We start from the raw sequence: 12848 nt of genomic DNA on the forward strand, positions 1-12848 counted from the left end.
TCCCTTCAGGCGACCTGACGCTCGCCGTCACCGCTTTCGATCCACTCGATCAGCATGGTAAGGGTATGGCGCAGAGTCCGCTCCGTCTCGGCCAGCCGGGCGTCCAGGTGGTCGGAGTGCGCGATTGCGGCCGCCAGTTGCTGTTCGAGATGGGCGAATTGTTCGGCATGCTGCCTGACCAAATCGTCACGCTCTTCGGCGCTGACAGACATTTCCGTCATAGCTGACTGCAATGCGTCGATCTGCGCATCGCGCCCAGCCATCGCCGCTTCGATCAGCGCATTGGCACCCGCGGTATCGAGCATATCGCGATGAGCAAGAGCGGCTTCGATAAGCGCCGTCGCCTCAGCGGTATCCAGCCCTTCACGATCGGCAAGGGCTGCCTCGATCATTGCCATGACTGCCGAACTATCGATCGACTGCACAGGAGCGGCGTTGAAGCCCGTGAACTCATGCGGGTGTGCGGTAACGGTTTCCGGTTCCGCCACCTTTGTAACCACGGCCAGCGCGCCATCGTCGTTCATCTCTTCAAGCACCTGATCGAGCATCGCGACATCAAGGTGCGTCCGGCGGTCCACCGCTCCCAGCAGGAACAGGCGGTTGACGATCTGGTTGATACGACGCGGGATACCGCCGGTCGCCTCGTGGATCGCCGGGAACAGTGCCGGATCGAAGCTTGGGTTACCCTTCCAGCCGACGCAGCCAAGACGATGCTCGACGTAGGGCTGGACCTCACGCACATGCATCGGACCCAAATGGTGCGTCGCGATCACGCGCTGGCGCAATTGCTCCAGCTGATTGCTCTCAAGCAGGGTCTCGCGAAATTCCGGCTGCCCCAGCAACAGCGTCTGCAACAGCGGATGCGAACCCAACTGGAAGTTGGAAAGCATGCGGAGTTCTTCCAGCGCGCTGACCGATAGGTTCTGCGCCTCGTCCACGATCAGCAGGCAGCGCCGGCCGGCACGCGCCTCTTCATGGAAGAATGCCTCAAGCGTGCCGAGCGCGGAAGCCTTGTCATGCCCGGCAACCGGCAGCCCGAACGACTGCGCGACGACATGGACGATCTCCTCGCCGTCAAGGGCGCTGGTCACCACGTTGGCCGCTGTCATCCGGGCGGGGTCAATAGTCGCCATCAGGTAAGCGACGAGCGTGGATTTTCCCGCGCCGACCTCACCGGTGATGACCACGAAACCTTCACCCTGCGCCAGACCATAGCCAAGGTAGGACAGCGCCTTCCTGTGCGTGCTGCTCTCGAAATAGAACGCGGGGTCGGGGGTGAGCTGGAAAGGCCTCGCGTCGAGCCCGTAGAAGTCGTCGAACATCGGGTTTCTCCTCTCAGAACGTATAGCGCAGACCTGCGAGCGCCGAGGCGGTCCACAAGTCGTCGATGGAGGGCGTATCGTATTTTGCCCCGTCAATGCCGATCGCAAGCGTACCACGCAGGCGCGGCGCGAACATCTTGTAATAGCTGGCAGAAGCACCGTAGCCAGCGACGTCGCCGGTCAGCGGGTCATTGCTGCTGACCCAGTTTGCATAGACATTGGCAGACCAGCCGGCATCACGGCCCAGGTCACCGCCGACATAGGCCGCCAACCACCAGTTTTCGTCCAGTACGCCGTTGGCGGCGGCAAGGATGGTGTTCTGCGCGGCAATGTATTTGCGGCGATCGTAGCCGGCGCCGATGCCCGCGCTCATCCGGCCGAACTTCATCGAGTAGTTCGCCGAAATGCCGCGCGCCCGGAAGGTGGACGATCGGACCGAGCCAAGCACCCCGGACAGGCAGTTGCCCCCGTCCAGCGAAGCGACGCAACCGCGCAGTTCGCCGGTGATGGGATCGCGCACGACCTCGAAATCGTCAGGCAACTGATCAAGCGCGCGATTTACCTGCCCACCGAAACCCGACACGTTGTCGTAGACGGCAACGCTGAACTGGCTGCGATCACTTGGCGCATAGGCCAGCGTGCCACCGTAGCTGGTCGATCCGTAACGGCGCCCGAAATGGGCCGATAGCGAAGTCCGGCGGCTCGGTCGCCACATGACGGCCACGTCCCAGATCAGACCGCTGACGTCATAGGCCATCGAACGGGGGGTGGACTTATCCGTTACATAGCGGCCATCGGAACCGACGATCGGGGCTCCATCGGCATCGCGCAGGGCGTCACGACTGGAAATCTCCACGTCCTCGTAACCGATCGCGCCAACCACCTGCACGGTACGGCTCACCGGCACGGTGACCATGGCGCGAGCCTGCATGTCACGGGCGCGCTGGTCGAGGTTCGAAATGTCTTCCTGATAGAAACTGCCGCCGACGCCCACGCCGACTGGCAGAACCGTACCCGGCGCGAACCCCGCCTGCACGTCAGCGGACTGAACCACGCTCTTGTCGAACACATCCGCCGCTGCACCGGTCTGGAGATCGCGCGAGGCGTTCGACTGCTCGACCTTGGTAAAGCCCGCACGGTAATTGGCGCCCACATCAAGGTCGCCAACGCGCGTAGCAACCGAGGGACCGGCGTAGACCGAATAGACCGTCGACTTGCCGTTGCCCGAAAGCGGCCCTGCGGCCAGTGCGGAACCGCCATTCTCTACATTTACCTGAGATGCAAGTGCACCAGCCTCGATCGTCACGCCCGGAACGACGGTGGCATAGCCCCTCACGACGCCGCTGATGACGTCCCCATCGCCCGCCTTCCTGCCCCAGCCGAACTGACGCTGATAGCGCACCGACGCCGAAGCGCCGTTGTTGCGGCCCTGTATGGTGGCATCGACGCCGACCGCAACCTGCGTGTAGGTCAGCACATCGTCACCGGGCGAAAGCTCTGCGGTAACGATCTGATCGACCTCGATGTAAGGGGCAACCTCAACGCGTTTTCCGCCCTGCCCCCTGGAACCGCGACGCGATGCCCGATCGGATTTGCCCGAAGGTGCCTCGGATGCGGTGTCTGAACCCATCCCGGTGCCCGCATTGCCCATTGCACTACCCGCACCGCTGCCGAATCCGGTTGACTGGGCATAGGCAACCGTTGGCAACGCAAAACCGAGCGCCGCCAGCGCCACCATGCCCGATGCCTGCTTCATCCGGGTCATCCCTGGTATCCGTAATAGGAACCGAAGCGGCGGCCGCTGGGGCTGAACTGAGCGGCGTTGAGCAACAACTGGACGTTCGGACATGCGTTGAGCAGTGAGATCGCATCCTCAAGTGATCCGCGCCCGGTCTTGTCGGCACGCACGATCACAACCGTCTGCCCCACATACTTTGCCAGTTCGGCAGCAGGCGAAGCGGCGAGAGCAGGCGGGGAATCGAAGATCACCATGCGATTTGGCGCGCCTTGCGTCAGCCGTTCAAGCACGCGCGCCGTGCGCGAACTGGAAAGGTATTCGCTGTCGTGCGCGGTGGTGTCGCCGGCAGGCAGTACCCAGAGCCCGGGAATGTCCGTACCAAGCACGCAGGAAGCAACGTCGATACTCTCATCCATCAGAGCATCCATCAGTCCCGGTCCGCCCGGCAGGCCGAGCGCGGAAAGCACGGAAGGCTTCGCGAAGTCTGCATCGACAAGCAGAACTTCGCTTTCCTTCTCCGCCGCGATGGAGAGCGCCAGATTAAGCGCGCAGTAAGTCTTGCCCTCACCGGGATGCGGTGAGGATATCAGCACCCGCTGTGCCATAGCCCCTGCCTTCTGACGCCGCAGATCCGCGGCCTGAACCAGAAGCTGGCGCTTGACGATGCGGAATTCCTCAAGAAGCTCTGTGACCGTGCCCTCGGGCACGATCAGACCCTGTTCGCGCAGATGCTCACGATCGACGGGATGCGCCGTGTCCTTGAAGCGCGCAGCCTCTACCGCCGGTTCCAGGGCAGGATCAGATGCGCTGTCCGAATCCCCGACGCCCTGTTGCGGTGTCAGCCGGGGCGGCGCGGCAGCCGCCTCCGGCCTCGTGGGCGTGCGCCTTGCAGGCCGCTCCGGAAACGCCACTGGTTTGGCGATCAGCGTGTTGAAATCGAAGCGGTCGTTGGCCCGCTCGAACAGCGATTCCCCTTCCGCTTCATCGGACTGGCCGGGCACAGGGATCTTGCGATGATCGGTCATGTCAGTTCCCTCAAGCCACCATGCCGCGCTGAATGAACTCGGCGACAAGCAGAACCACGAACAATCCGCAGAGCGCAGCGGTCCCGGCATAAAAGTACTTGCGACGCTTGGCGCGGAGCGCCCGCGCACGATCGGTCAGGCTGTGCGAAATCGCTCCCAGCACCGGCAGGCCGGTCGCCTTTTCCAGCCCCGCCGTCGTGGCGAACACCGAACGCACCCGGCTCAGCGCAAAGGCCGCCGCGCAACCGCCCGCAAAGCCGACGATCAGCACTCCGAGAAGCAGCACCGGACGATTGGGCGCGACCGGGGTGCGCGGGCTCGTCGGCGGATCGACCACCTGGAACTTCACCGCCTCGCGCTCAGTCTTCACCTCGCCGCGAAGACGCAGTTCCTCACGATCCTGCAGAAGCTTGTCGTATTGCTGGCGCAGCACGTCATAGTCTCGATTGATGCGCTGGGCTTCAGTTGCAAGTTCGGGATCGGAAATCGCGGACGCCGTCAATGAAGCAATATCGGACTGCGTCGCCGCCTTGCGCGACTGCAGCGCCTGAACGCTGGCCTGCCGCTCGGCACGAATCGACTGAAGCGAGGAATAGGCCGGATTGATCGTGCCGCCACCGTTCGCGGCTTCCTGTGCCGCGGGACCGCGCAGAGCCGCGACCTGATTCTTGGCGGCGATCACATCGGGGTGGTTCTCGGTGAGGCCGCGTGCCCGCATGGCTGCAAGGTCCGCCTGTGCCCGCGCCAGCGAAGACTGTGCTCCGCCGTCCGCTGCACCGCCTGCGATTGTCCGGGGCGTGCCTGCAAGCTGCCCGTCGATAGCCGCCAGAGCGCTCTGCGCTGCCGAAAGATCGGCTTCGATGTCCCGCAGGGTCGCGCGTGAACTCTCCAGGCGCTGCGCCACGGCAGCACCGCCCAGCGCCATTTCGGGATGCTGGGCTTCAAAGGCACTGCGCTTGGTCTCGGCGGATTCCAGCTCCCGCTCTCGGGCGCGCAACTGCTGGTTCACGAATTCCAGCGTTTCGACCATGTCGCCGCGATTGCCGGAGAGGTTCTCCTCACGGAAAATATCGATCAGCTTCTGAGCGACGTTCTGCGCCAGCCGCGCGTTTTCCGCGTCGGAGAACGAGCTGTCATTGGCCGTTGCCGTAATCTCGAAGAGGTTATCCTCCTGGCTCACGACCTTGACGTTCTTACCCAGCTTGAGGACCGCAGCCTCCATCGCCTTGGGACTTTCGATAGTGTCTCCAAGGCGCGTGGCACGCACAACTTTCTCAAGGTTTACAGCGCTGGTCAGCGTCTGCCGGATGCGTTCGATATCGCGCTTCTTGTCCGCCACGCCGATGCCAACCTGCTCGGCCAAAGCATCGTCCAGTTGTATGAAGATGCGCGCATGGGATTCGTAGCTATTGGGAATCAACGCCACGACCAGCCAGCCGGCAAGACACACCGCCCATGCCACGCCCAGCGCGATCCAGCGGCGATGCCAGATGCTGTGCAGCCCGGCGAGCAGTTCTTCGTAGAGCGAGTCCATCTTAGAACATGCTCTCCGGAATGATTATAACGTCGCCCGGAGCGAGCATGACGTTTGCCTTGCTGTCACCTTTCTTCAGCAGATCGCCAAGGCGCAGCTTATATTCCTGCTGCTTGCCCGCCGTCTTGTCGAAGCGGATCAGGCGCGCGCTGTTGCCGGACGCATATTCGGACAGCCCGCCCACCGCGATCATCGCATCAAGCACCGTCATGTTCGCGCGATAAGGGATTGAAGCCGGCTTCTCGGTGGCGCCGACGATACGGATCTGCTGGCTGAACGTGCCCGAAAAACCATCGACGATGACCGAGACCAGCGGATCCTCGATGTACTGTGAAAGCTGCAGGCGGATGTCCTCGGCCAGCATCGAGGGTGTCTTGCCCACGGCGGGCATGTCGGTGATCAGCGGGGTCGTGATGCGCCCGTCGGGGCGAACCTGCACCTTCGCGCCGAGTTCGGGATTGCGCCAGACGAAGACGGTCAACTGATCGAGCGGGCCGATGATATACTCCTCGCCCGGCCCTTCCTGCATCGCCACGAACGACGCCGGCGGCAGTTCGCGCGCCGGGCCGCCAGAAGCAGCGCATCCGGTCAGGGCGACGCTGGCAAGCGCAGCGGCGGCCAGAAGTCGGGCTGGAAGATGCGGCATGAACGTGTCCTCGTCTTATAACCGCCCCTCTCCACGCCATGGACGCGGATCGGAGCCGGCAAAATCAGCCCCCCGTATCAATGCAAACGATGAATTTTGCGTTAGCCTTGCAAGGCTAATTCCCAGCAGGTCCCAAATCGGGACGCAGCGATCAAGGGGTTAACACAAAGTCAGACAAGCATTTCCCTGGCTGGCCCCTGCCCCAGAAATTGCGCGGGGCTGGCGCTGGCCCCATAGGCGCCTGCACAGAAGACGGCTATCAAATCGCCTTCTTGCGCGATCGGGAAGCCGCCCTTGTCAGCCAACTTGTCGAGCGGCGTGCAAAGACAGCCCACGATCGATGCTTCTTCCTCCACCGGCGCAACGAAACGGGTAGCGATAGCCGAAGGGTAGTTGCGGCGCACCACCGTCCCGAAGTTGCCCGATGCGGCAAGTTGGTGGTGCAGCCCACCATCAGTCACCAGGAAAACCTCTCCATGACTGATCTTTCGATCGACGATACGGGCGATGTAGACCCCCGCCTCGCCCACCAGATAGCGGCCCAGTTCGATGCAGAATTCCGTCTCGCGCAATATGTCCGGCAGAGACTGCATCTGCTCCCCCAGCCGCCCTCCGACAAGCGACAGGTCCAGCGGAGCGTCACCTGGAAAATAGGGGATGCCCAGACCACCTCCCAGATTGCAATGAGGCAATGCCACTGCGCTTTCACTGGCAAGTCGAGCGGCAAGGACTAGCGTCTGCCCCTGTGCTTCTGCGATTGCCTCCGCGTCGAGCGCCTGACTGCCGGCAAAGATATGGAAGCCGCGCCATTCCGCCCCGCTCTGAACGATTTCACGTGTCAGGGCCGGGACCAGTTCGGCATCCACCCCGAACGGCTTGGCACCGCCGCCCATCTTCATGCCAGACCCCTTGAGGTCGAAATCAGGATTCACCCGGATGGCCAGCCGCGGCCTAGTTCCCAGCCGATCCCCGATAGCGATCGCCCGCCTTGCTTCGCCGGCGGATTCCAGGTTGAGCGTCACCCCCGCCCGGATAGCCGCTTCAAGTTCGGCGTCACGTTTGCCCGGCCCCGCGAAGCTCACTTTACCAAGGGGCAAGCCGGCAGCGCGGATACGTTCAAGTTCGCCGCCCGAAGCAATGTCGAAACCATCGACCAGCCCCGCCATCAGCGAAAGCAGCGGGCCGAAAGGGTTGGCCTTTACGGCGTAGTGCAGCGCCACTTGCTCGGGCAGTGCAGCGCGAAGTTCCGCAACACGACTGCGCACCAGATCGGCACTGTAAAGAAACAGTGGCGTCTCCCCGCCAGCTTGCGCCACCCAATGCGTGACGGGCTTGCCGCCGACACCCAGAACTCCGCCGATCGCCTCATAGCCGGATGGAATTGGTCCAAGAGCTTTCACGACAGCACCGACCCGGCGATCTCTGCGGCCAGCCCCGTGCGATCAAGCTTGCCATTAGGCCCAACGGGCATCACCTCGCGCCAGTGTATCACCTTGGGCTGCATAAAGTTTGGCAATTCCTGCATTAGTTTACGTGGGAGATTTTCCATCGGATCTAAGATTCCGGGTGCCGCCCGAACGACAAGATGCACCGCATGACCAAGCCGTTCATCGGCGACACCAAGAGCGACCGCTTCTGCGACGAGCCCGGTCGACAGGGCGGCCTCCTCGACTTCCTGAGGTGAAATGCGGTTACCCGCGCTTTTGATCATCGCATCGCGCCGTCCGACAAAATAGAGCAGCCCATCCGCGCTCCGCTTCACACGGTCACCCGACCACACGGCAATACCACCATACCGCGATGCTGCCGGCGCAGGTCTGAAGCGTTCGGCCGTGCGTGCTGCATCCTTCCAGTAACCTTGCGCCACCAGAGGACCGCAATGCACCAGCTCGCCCTCTTCCTCATCCTGAGAAATGCACCCCAACTCATTGACAACTAATATCTCAGCGTGAGGAATGGCCTTACCCATTGATGTAGGATGTGCGTCCACCAGATCGGGATCAAGATAGGTCGATCGAAAAGCTTCCGTGAGCCCATACATCGGAAACAGCTTCGCTTCGGGGAACATCGTGCGTAACCGCCGGACCAGATCAATCGTCAAGGCCCCGCCGCTGTTGGTAAGACGGCGCAACCTTGAGGCAGTCGCATCCGGCCATTCCACTTCAGTAACCTGCACCCATAAGGGCGGCACGGCGGCCAGCGTTGTGATGGCATGACGCTCCACCGCCTTCACCAGATCGCGGGGCGTCAGATAGTCCAGTGGGACGATACAGCCGCCAGCGTACCACGTGGATAGCAACTGGTTCTGTCCATAGTCGAAACTCAGCGGCAACACAGCCAGCGTCCTGTCGGACTTTTCCAGATCCAAGTAACCCGCGACGCTTTCGGCACCTAGCCACATATTGGCGTGACTGAGCATGACGCCTTTGGGGCGTCCGGTGGAACCGCTTGTATAAAGGATGGCCCCAAGATCGTCCGGGTTCCCGGAGGAAGGCGGCAGAAGCTTATCGAATTCGGCTACTCTACCAAGTGCCTCCGCCTCTCCCAAGGACCGGCAGCCTTCGGGTACGTCACCGGGCTCAAGCGTATTGATTCGCGCCGGTGTACCAATCAGAAGCGACGCGCCACTGTCGGACAGGATATGCGCCACCTGCGCATGCTTCAGCAACGGATTGATCGGCACATGGACCAGCCCCGCTCGCGCTGCCGCCAGCGGCATCAGGCAAGTCAGTTCGCCTTTCGCGGCCCAGGTCGCAACGCGGGCTCCTTTTTCGGGAACTTCGGCGGACAGCCACGCGGCCATCCGGGCTACACGCGTTCTTAAGTCCTTCCAGCTAATGACGCCTTCGCGCAGTACAAGTGCGTCATCTTCGTCTGCCCCGCACAGTGCCAGGTGGTCGAGCGGCAGGATCGGATTGTCGGCGCTGCCGGACATGTGACGGAAAGGCTCCAGGAAAGTACGTGACAAGTTTGCGGATCGACTATCACTCCGATCTTAAGGAAGTGCAATCGGATGAAGCGCTTGCGCGGCTGCTGTCCGATGCGGAGCAGTGCGCGCCTTTCGACCGGCTCGCCTGGTGGCAGGGGCTGACTGAGCATTGCGGAATGACGGCGCTGCTCGCCGTTGCCCGTTCTGATGATGGCATCGCCGTGCTACCGCTTTCGGGGAGTTCGGGCCGCCTTGCCGCGCTGAGCAACTGGTACACGTTTCGCTTCCGCCCGATCGTGACGGGTTCCCCTCCACTTGAGGGCCTGGCCCGCGACCTTGCCCGCAGAGCGCATCGCCTTACCCTTCACGGCCTGCCTGATGAGGACGGAAGCGCCTCCGACCTAGCTTCTGCGTTCCGGGCCGCAGGCTGGCTCGTCAGGCGCGACCGTTGCGATACCAATCGCATCCTTGCCGTAGAAGGCCGGAAATTCGACGAATACCTCGCAGGCCGCCCCGGCAAGTTGCGCACAACGCTGAAGCGCAAAACGGCCAAAGTGGCGACACATATCCTGACCCGCTTCGACGCCGAAGCCTGGGACGAGTATGAGGCCATCTACGCACAAAGCTGGAAACCCGAGGAAGGCTCCCACGCGTTTCTCCGCGCCTTTGCCAAGGCTGAAGGTGAGGCAGGTCGCCTGCGGCTTGCCTTGGCACACGCCGTCGATCCTTCCGCCAAAGAACCCTCCCCCGCAATCGCGGCACAGATGTGGACCGTCGAAGGCGGCACTGCCTTCATCCACAAACTGGCCCATCGCGAAAGCGGCAAGGCCCTGTCGCCGGGCTCCGTCCTCACAGCGGCGCTGATGCGCCACGTCATGGAAGTTGATGGAGTGAGCCTCATCGATTTCGGCACCGGGGATGATCCGTACAAGCGGGACTGGATGGAGACGCAACGCCCGCGTTACCGGCTGGACATGGTTCGGCCACTCAATGCGCGCAATTGGGCCTATCTTGCTTGCAAGTGGGTCCGCTCTCTTGCCGCAGGTGCGAAGCGCAGCTAGAGGGCGGCCGTTAAGAATGACAGATTGCCGAGGGGCCATGCCAGACCAAACCGACCTGCTGCTGCGCCGCATCCTGACCGATGTGCTCGGGCTCAAGCCGGGTCAAGCTGATACGTTCGATGCCGATACCGGCCTTTTCGGGCACCTTCCCGAACTCGATTCGATGGCTGTCGCCGGGCTCCTTACCGAGTTGGAAGATCGGCTAGACATCATCATCGAAGATGACGAGATCGAGGGCGAGATGCTGGAAACCTACGGCGGTCTGCGTAGCTTCGTCGAGGCGAAGCGCGGATCCTGATGCTGCCGGCAAGCTGGCCCTGCCCGCTCCCAGACGGCCAAGCCAGCAAGGAATTCGCGCTGTGTCGGGACACATCCCGACAGCGGCGACTGCTCATCGTTCCCGCGCTGTTCGACGAAGGTAACAAGCTTCGGCGTTTCACCGTCGAAGTCATGCGCAGGCTCGATGCCGCGGGAATTGATACGTTCCTGCCAGACCTGCCCGGCTGCAACGAAAGCGTGCGGCCCTTGCATGAGCAGACACCTGCAATCTGGATCGAAAGCATGGCCGCCGCCGCCCGACACTTCGGCGCCACTCACGTGCTCGCGATACGCGGCGGAAGCCTGTTCGCGCCGCGGTTCTTGCCCGTGGTGCACTATGCCCCGGTCAAAGGCGCAGCCATTCTGCGACAAATGTTGCGGGCCCGTGTTCTTGCATCGCGTGAGAGCGGCAACGAGGAGAACCGCGATACTCTTGTCGAACAAGCCATGGCTCACGGCATCACACTGGCAGGATACCCGCTTGGCGCGGAATTTTTCCGGAATTTCGATGTGCTTACGCCCGCGCCCGAAGCCGATGTGATAGACCAAACCGAAATCGGCGGCAGCGGATTATGGCTCCGCGCGGAACCGGACGAGAACCCGGCGCAGGCCGAATGCCTTGCAACCATCCTGACCCGGCGTATCAGGCAATGACAAGGCGCCATCTGACATTCAATTGTGCAGGCGACCAGATTTTCGCCACTCTGGACGATGCGCCGGGGGCTGCCGCCTTGCTTATCGTGTCAGGCGGCAACGAAATTCGCGCCGGCGCATGGAACGGGCAAGCCCTTCTGGCGGCAAGGATCGCGGATGCCGGATTCCCGGTGTTGCGTTTCGATCGGCGAGGCATCGGGGATAGCGCGGGGGCCAACCTCGGCTTCCGGGGAAGCGCCCCGGACATCGCGGCCGCGTTACGCGCGTTACGCAACGAGCTCCCGCAAGTGCAACGCATCGTCGGCTTTGGTAACTGCGACGCAGCTGCGGCGCTGATGCTGAGCCGCGGGACAGGATTCGATGCGCTGGTGCTGTCAAATCCTTGGACGCTCGATGGCGCTGATGACGCACCTTCAAGCGCGGTGATCCGCGATCATTACCGGCGGCGCCTCGCCAATCCTGCTGCGATAAGGCGACTGCTGAGCGGTAAGGTGTCGCTGACCAAACTGGCGAGAAGTGCTATGTCCGCCCTTGCCCCCTCACCGTCGGCGCCATCGGGCCTTGCCGGTGAATTATCGGAAGCGATATCCGGATTCGGCGGCCCGATCCGGTTCGTGACGGCCGGCCGGGACCGCACGGGCATCGCGTTCCTATCGCTATGGAACAAGGGCGATACGCGCATCCGAACATTTCCGGATGCTACGCACAGCTACGTAGAGCCTCAGGCGCAAGATTGGCTGATAGAGCGAGTGCTGGAAATGCTGCGCAACTGAAACGTTCTCATGCCCTTGAAAGAGCGGATGCCAGACTTTTGCGAATCAGCCCAAGTTTCTCGAAGAATGCTGCTGTCGGCAGTTCTTCCATAGCCGCCGAATCATAGGCGGTACTGCTGTCCGCCCCGGATGGTATCTTATCGGATATCGCCTTCGCTGCCCCGCGAAGCGTATATCCTTCGCGGTGGACCAGACGATCTATCTCCCCGATCAGCGCTACGTCCTCCGGGCGATAATACCGGCGGTTGCCGCTACGCTTGATGGGTTGCAGTGCCGGGAATTGCTCTTCCCAATAGCGCAGGACATGCGCACGAATGCCAAGCGCCTTTGCCACCTCGCCAATCGTGCGAAGTGCCTGAGGCTCCTTGCCATCGTCGAAAAGGGCCTGCGCTGACGGCATGCCAGTTACTGAATCGTCCATATCTGCCTTTTTCCGACGGCACTTTACCGTCAATCCGTGGCGATACGGTCCTTCAGCATCTGGCTGGCACGAAACGTCATTACGCGACGCGGCGTGATCGGCACTTCGACGCCGGTTTTCGGGTTACGGCCGACCCGCTCGCCCTTGTCGCGTAGCAGGAAGGTGCCGAAACCCGAAATCTTGACGTTTTCGCCATCGCTGAGGGCCGTGCACATGTGCTGCAGTATCGCTTCCACCATCGCAAGCGACTCGGCACGGGATATGCCCAGTTTGCGATGAATGGCTTCTGCAATTTCGGCCCTGGTCAAAGTATCCGTAGAGCGCATCAAGCCCGCATCCCCATAGTGCGCCAATGGGTGGATAATATTAGAAACAGGGAAGAAATCAACGGTGCGTCCAATATTGAACGCATCCACGACGAAGTCGT

Annotated in this window: 13 protein-coding genes; 4 read left to right on the top strand and 9 right to left on the bottom strand. The window is 62.1% G+C overall.

The window, feature by feature from the left end:
• Positions 1-5: 5 nt before the first annotated feature.
• From A8V01_RS10035 to A8V01_RS10065, 7 genes are all read right to left on the bottom strand, one after another.
• Positions 6-1322, bottom strand: coding sequence for an XrtA/PEP-CTERM system-associated ATPase (locus A8V01_RS10035; protein WP_103095701.1), 1317 nt, complete (start codon positions 1320-1322; stop codon positions 6-8).
• A 13-nt stretch (positions 1323-1335) separates the two neighbouring features.
• Complete coding sequence (locus A8V01_RS10040) at positions 1336-3087, bottom strand: preprotein translocase subunit YajC (protein ID WP_103095702.1); 1752 nt, start codon at positions 3085-3087, stop codon at positions 1336-1338.
• Positions 3084-4085 carry a P-loop NTPase family protein gene (locus A8V01_RS10045; RefSeq protein ID WP_103095703.1) on the bottom strand — a complete coding sequence of 334 codons (1002 nt, stop codon included), beginning with the start codon at positions 4083-4085 and terminating at the stop codon, positions 3084-3086. The genes A8V01_RS10040 and A8V01_RS10045 overlap by 4 nt, the downstream gene beginning before the upstream one ends.
• A 10-nt stretch (positions 4086-4095) precedes the next feature.
• Positions 4096-5619, bottom strand: a complete 1524-nt coding sequence (locus tag A8V01_RS10050) for an XrtA system polysaccharide chain length determinant (RefSeq protein WP_103095704.1) — start codon at positions 5617-5619, stop codon at positions 4096-4098.
• Between the two features lies 1 nt (position 5620).
• The gene (locus tag A8V01_RS10055) at positions 5621-6265 is read right to left on the bottom strand and encodes an XrtA/PEP-CTERM system exopolysaccharide export protein (protein ID WP_103095705.1); all 645 of its coding nucleotides are present in this window, start codon (positions 6263-6265) and stop codon (positions 5621-5623) included.
• A 170-nt stretch (positions 6266-6435) separates the two neighbouring features.
• The gene (locus A8V01_RS10060; protein ID WP_103095706.1) at positions 6436-7665 is read right to left on the bottom strand and encodes a pyridoxal-dependent decarboxylase, exosortase A system-associated; all 1230 of its coding nucleotides are present in this window, start codon (positions 7663-7665) and stop codon (positions 6436-6438) included.
• Positions 7662-9200, bottom strand: coding sequence for an acyl-CoA ligase (AMP-forming), exosortase A system-associated (locus A8V01_RS10065; RefSeq protein WP_103095707.1), 1539 nt, complete (start codon positions 9198-9200; stop codon positions 7662-7664). The genes A8V01_RS10060 and A8V01_RS10065 overlap by 4 nt, the downstream gene beginning before the upstream one ends.
• A gap of 26 nt (positions 9201-9226) precedes the next feature.
• On the opposite strand from A8V01_RS10065, the gene A8V01_RS10070 reads away from it, so the two are divergent.
• The 4 genes from A8V01_RS10070 to A8V01_RS10085 are packed head-to-tail and all read left to right on the top strand — an operon-like array spanning position 9227 to position 12000.
• Positions 9227-10255 (top strand): GNAT family N-acetyltransferase, encoded by a 1029-nt coding sequence (locus A8V01_RS10070; RefSeq protein ID WP_103095708.1) that lies wholly within the window; start codon positions 9227-9229, stop codon positions 10253-10255.
• A gap of 37 nt (positions 10256-10292) precedes the next feature.
• Positions 10293-10553 carry a phosphopantetheine-binding protein gene (locus tag A8V01_RS10075; protein WP_103095709.1) on the top strand — a complete coding sequence of 87 codons (261 nt, stop codon included), beginning with the start codon at positions 10293-10295 and terminating at the stop codon, positions 10551-10553.
• The gene (locus tag A8V01_RS10080) at positions 10553-11227 is read left to right on the top strand and encodes an alpha/beta hydrolase family protein (protein ID WP_103095710.1); all 675 of its coding nucleotides are present in this window, start codon (positions 10553-10555) and stop codon (positions 11225-11227) included. The genes A8V01_RS10075 and A8V01_RS10080 overlap by 1 nt, the downstream gene beginning before the upstream one ends.
• Positions 11224-12000 (top strand): hydrolase 1, exosortase A system-associated, encoded by a 777-nt coding sequence (locus A8V01_RS10085; RefSeq protein ID WP_103095711.1) that lies wholly within the window; start codon positions 11224-11226, stop codon positions 11998-12000. The genes A8V01_RS10080 and A8V01_RS10085 overlap by 4 nt, the downstream gene beginning before the upstream one ends.
• A 7-nt stretch (positions 12001-12007) precedes the next feature.
• On the opposite strand, the gene A8V01_RS10090 is transcribed toward A8V01_RS10085, so the two are convergent.
• On the bottom strand, positions 12008-12421 hold the full coding sequence (locus A8V01_RS10090) for a MerR family transcriptional regulator (protein ID WP_103095712.1): 414 nt from the start codon (positions 12419-12421) through the stop codon (positions 12008-12010).
• Between the two features lie 29 nt (positions 12422-12450).
• On the bottom strand, positions 12451-12747 hold the full coding sequence (locus tag A8V01_RS10095) for an integration host factor subunit alpha (RefSeq protein WP_103095815.1): 297 nt from the start codon (positions 12745-12747) through the stop codon (positions 12451-12453).
• Between the last annotated feature and the right edge of the window lie 101 nt (positions 12748-12848).

This window comes from Novosphingobium guangzhouense (assembly GCF_002896965.1).
Lineage (GTDB): Bacteria > Pseudomonadota > Alphaproteobacteria > Sphingomonadales > Sphingomonadaceae > Novosphingobium > Novosphingobium guangzhouense.

What these genes read in the sequence shown, in the direction of transcription:
- A8V01_RS10035 (WP_103095701.1), bottom strand. Translation starts at nt 1,322, where the DNA reads ATGTTCGACGACTTCTACGGGCTCGACGCGAGGCCTTTCCAGCTCACC.
- A8V01_RS10040 (WP_103095702.1), bottom strand. Translation starts at nt 3,087, where the DNA reads ATGACCCGGATGAAGCAGGCATCGGGCATGGTGGCGCTGGCGGCGCTC.
- A8V01_RS10045 (WP_103095703.1), bottom strand. Translation starts at nt 4,085, where the DNA reads ATGACCGATCATCGCAAGATCCCTGTGCCCGGCCAGTCCGATGAAGCG.
- A8V01_RS10050 (WP_103095704.1), bottom strand. Translation starts at nt 5,619, where the DNA reads ATGGACTCGCTCTACGAAGAACTGCTCGCCGGGCTGCACAGCATCTGG.
- A8V01_RS10055 (WP_103095705.1), bottom strand. Translation starts at nt 6,265, where the DNA reads ATGCCGCATCTTCCAGCCCGACTTCTGGCCGCCGCTGCGCTTGCCAGC.
- A8V01_RS10065 (WP_103095707.1), bottom strand. Translation starts at nt 9,200, where the DNA reads ATGTCCGGCAGCGCCGACAATCCGATCCTGCCGCTCGACCACCTGGCA.
- A8V01_RS10075 (WP_103095709.1), top strand. Translation starts at nt 10,293, where the DNA reads ATGCCAGACCAAACCGACCTGCTGCTGCGCCGCATCCTGACCGATGTG.
- A8V01_RS10080 (WP_103095710.1), top strand. Translation starts at nt 10,553, where the DNA reads ATGCTGCCGGCAAGCTGGCCCTGCCCGCTCCCAGACGGCCAAGCCAGC.
- A8V01_RS10085 (WP_103095711.1), top strand. Translation starts at nt 11,224, where the DNA reads ATGACAAGGCGCCATCTGACATTCAATTGTGCAGGCGACCAGATTTTC.
- A8V01_RS10090 (WP_103095712.1), bottom strand. Translation starts at nt 12,421, where the DNA reads ATGGACGATTCAGTAACTGGCATGCCGTCAGCGCAGGCCCTTTTCGAC.
- A8V01_RS10095 (WP_103095815.1), bottom strand. Translation starts at nt 12,747, where the DNA reads ATGCGCTCTACGGATACTTTGACCAGGGCCGAAATTGCAGAAGCCATT.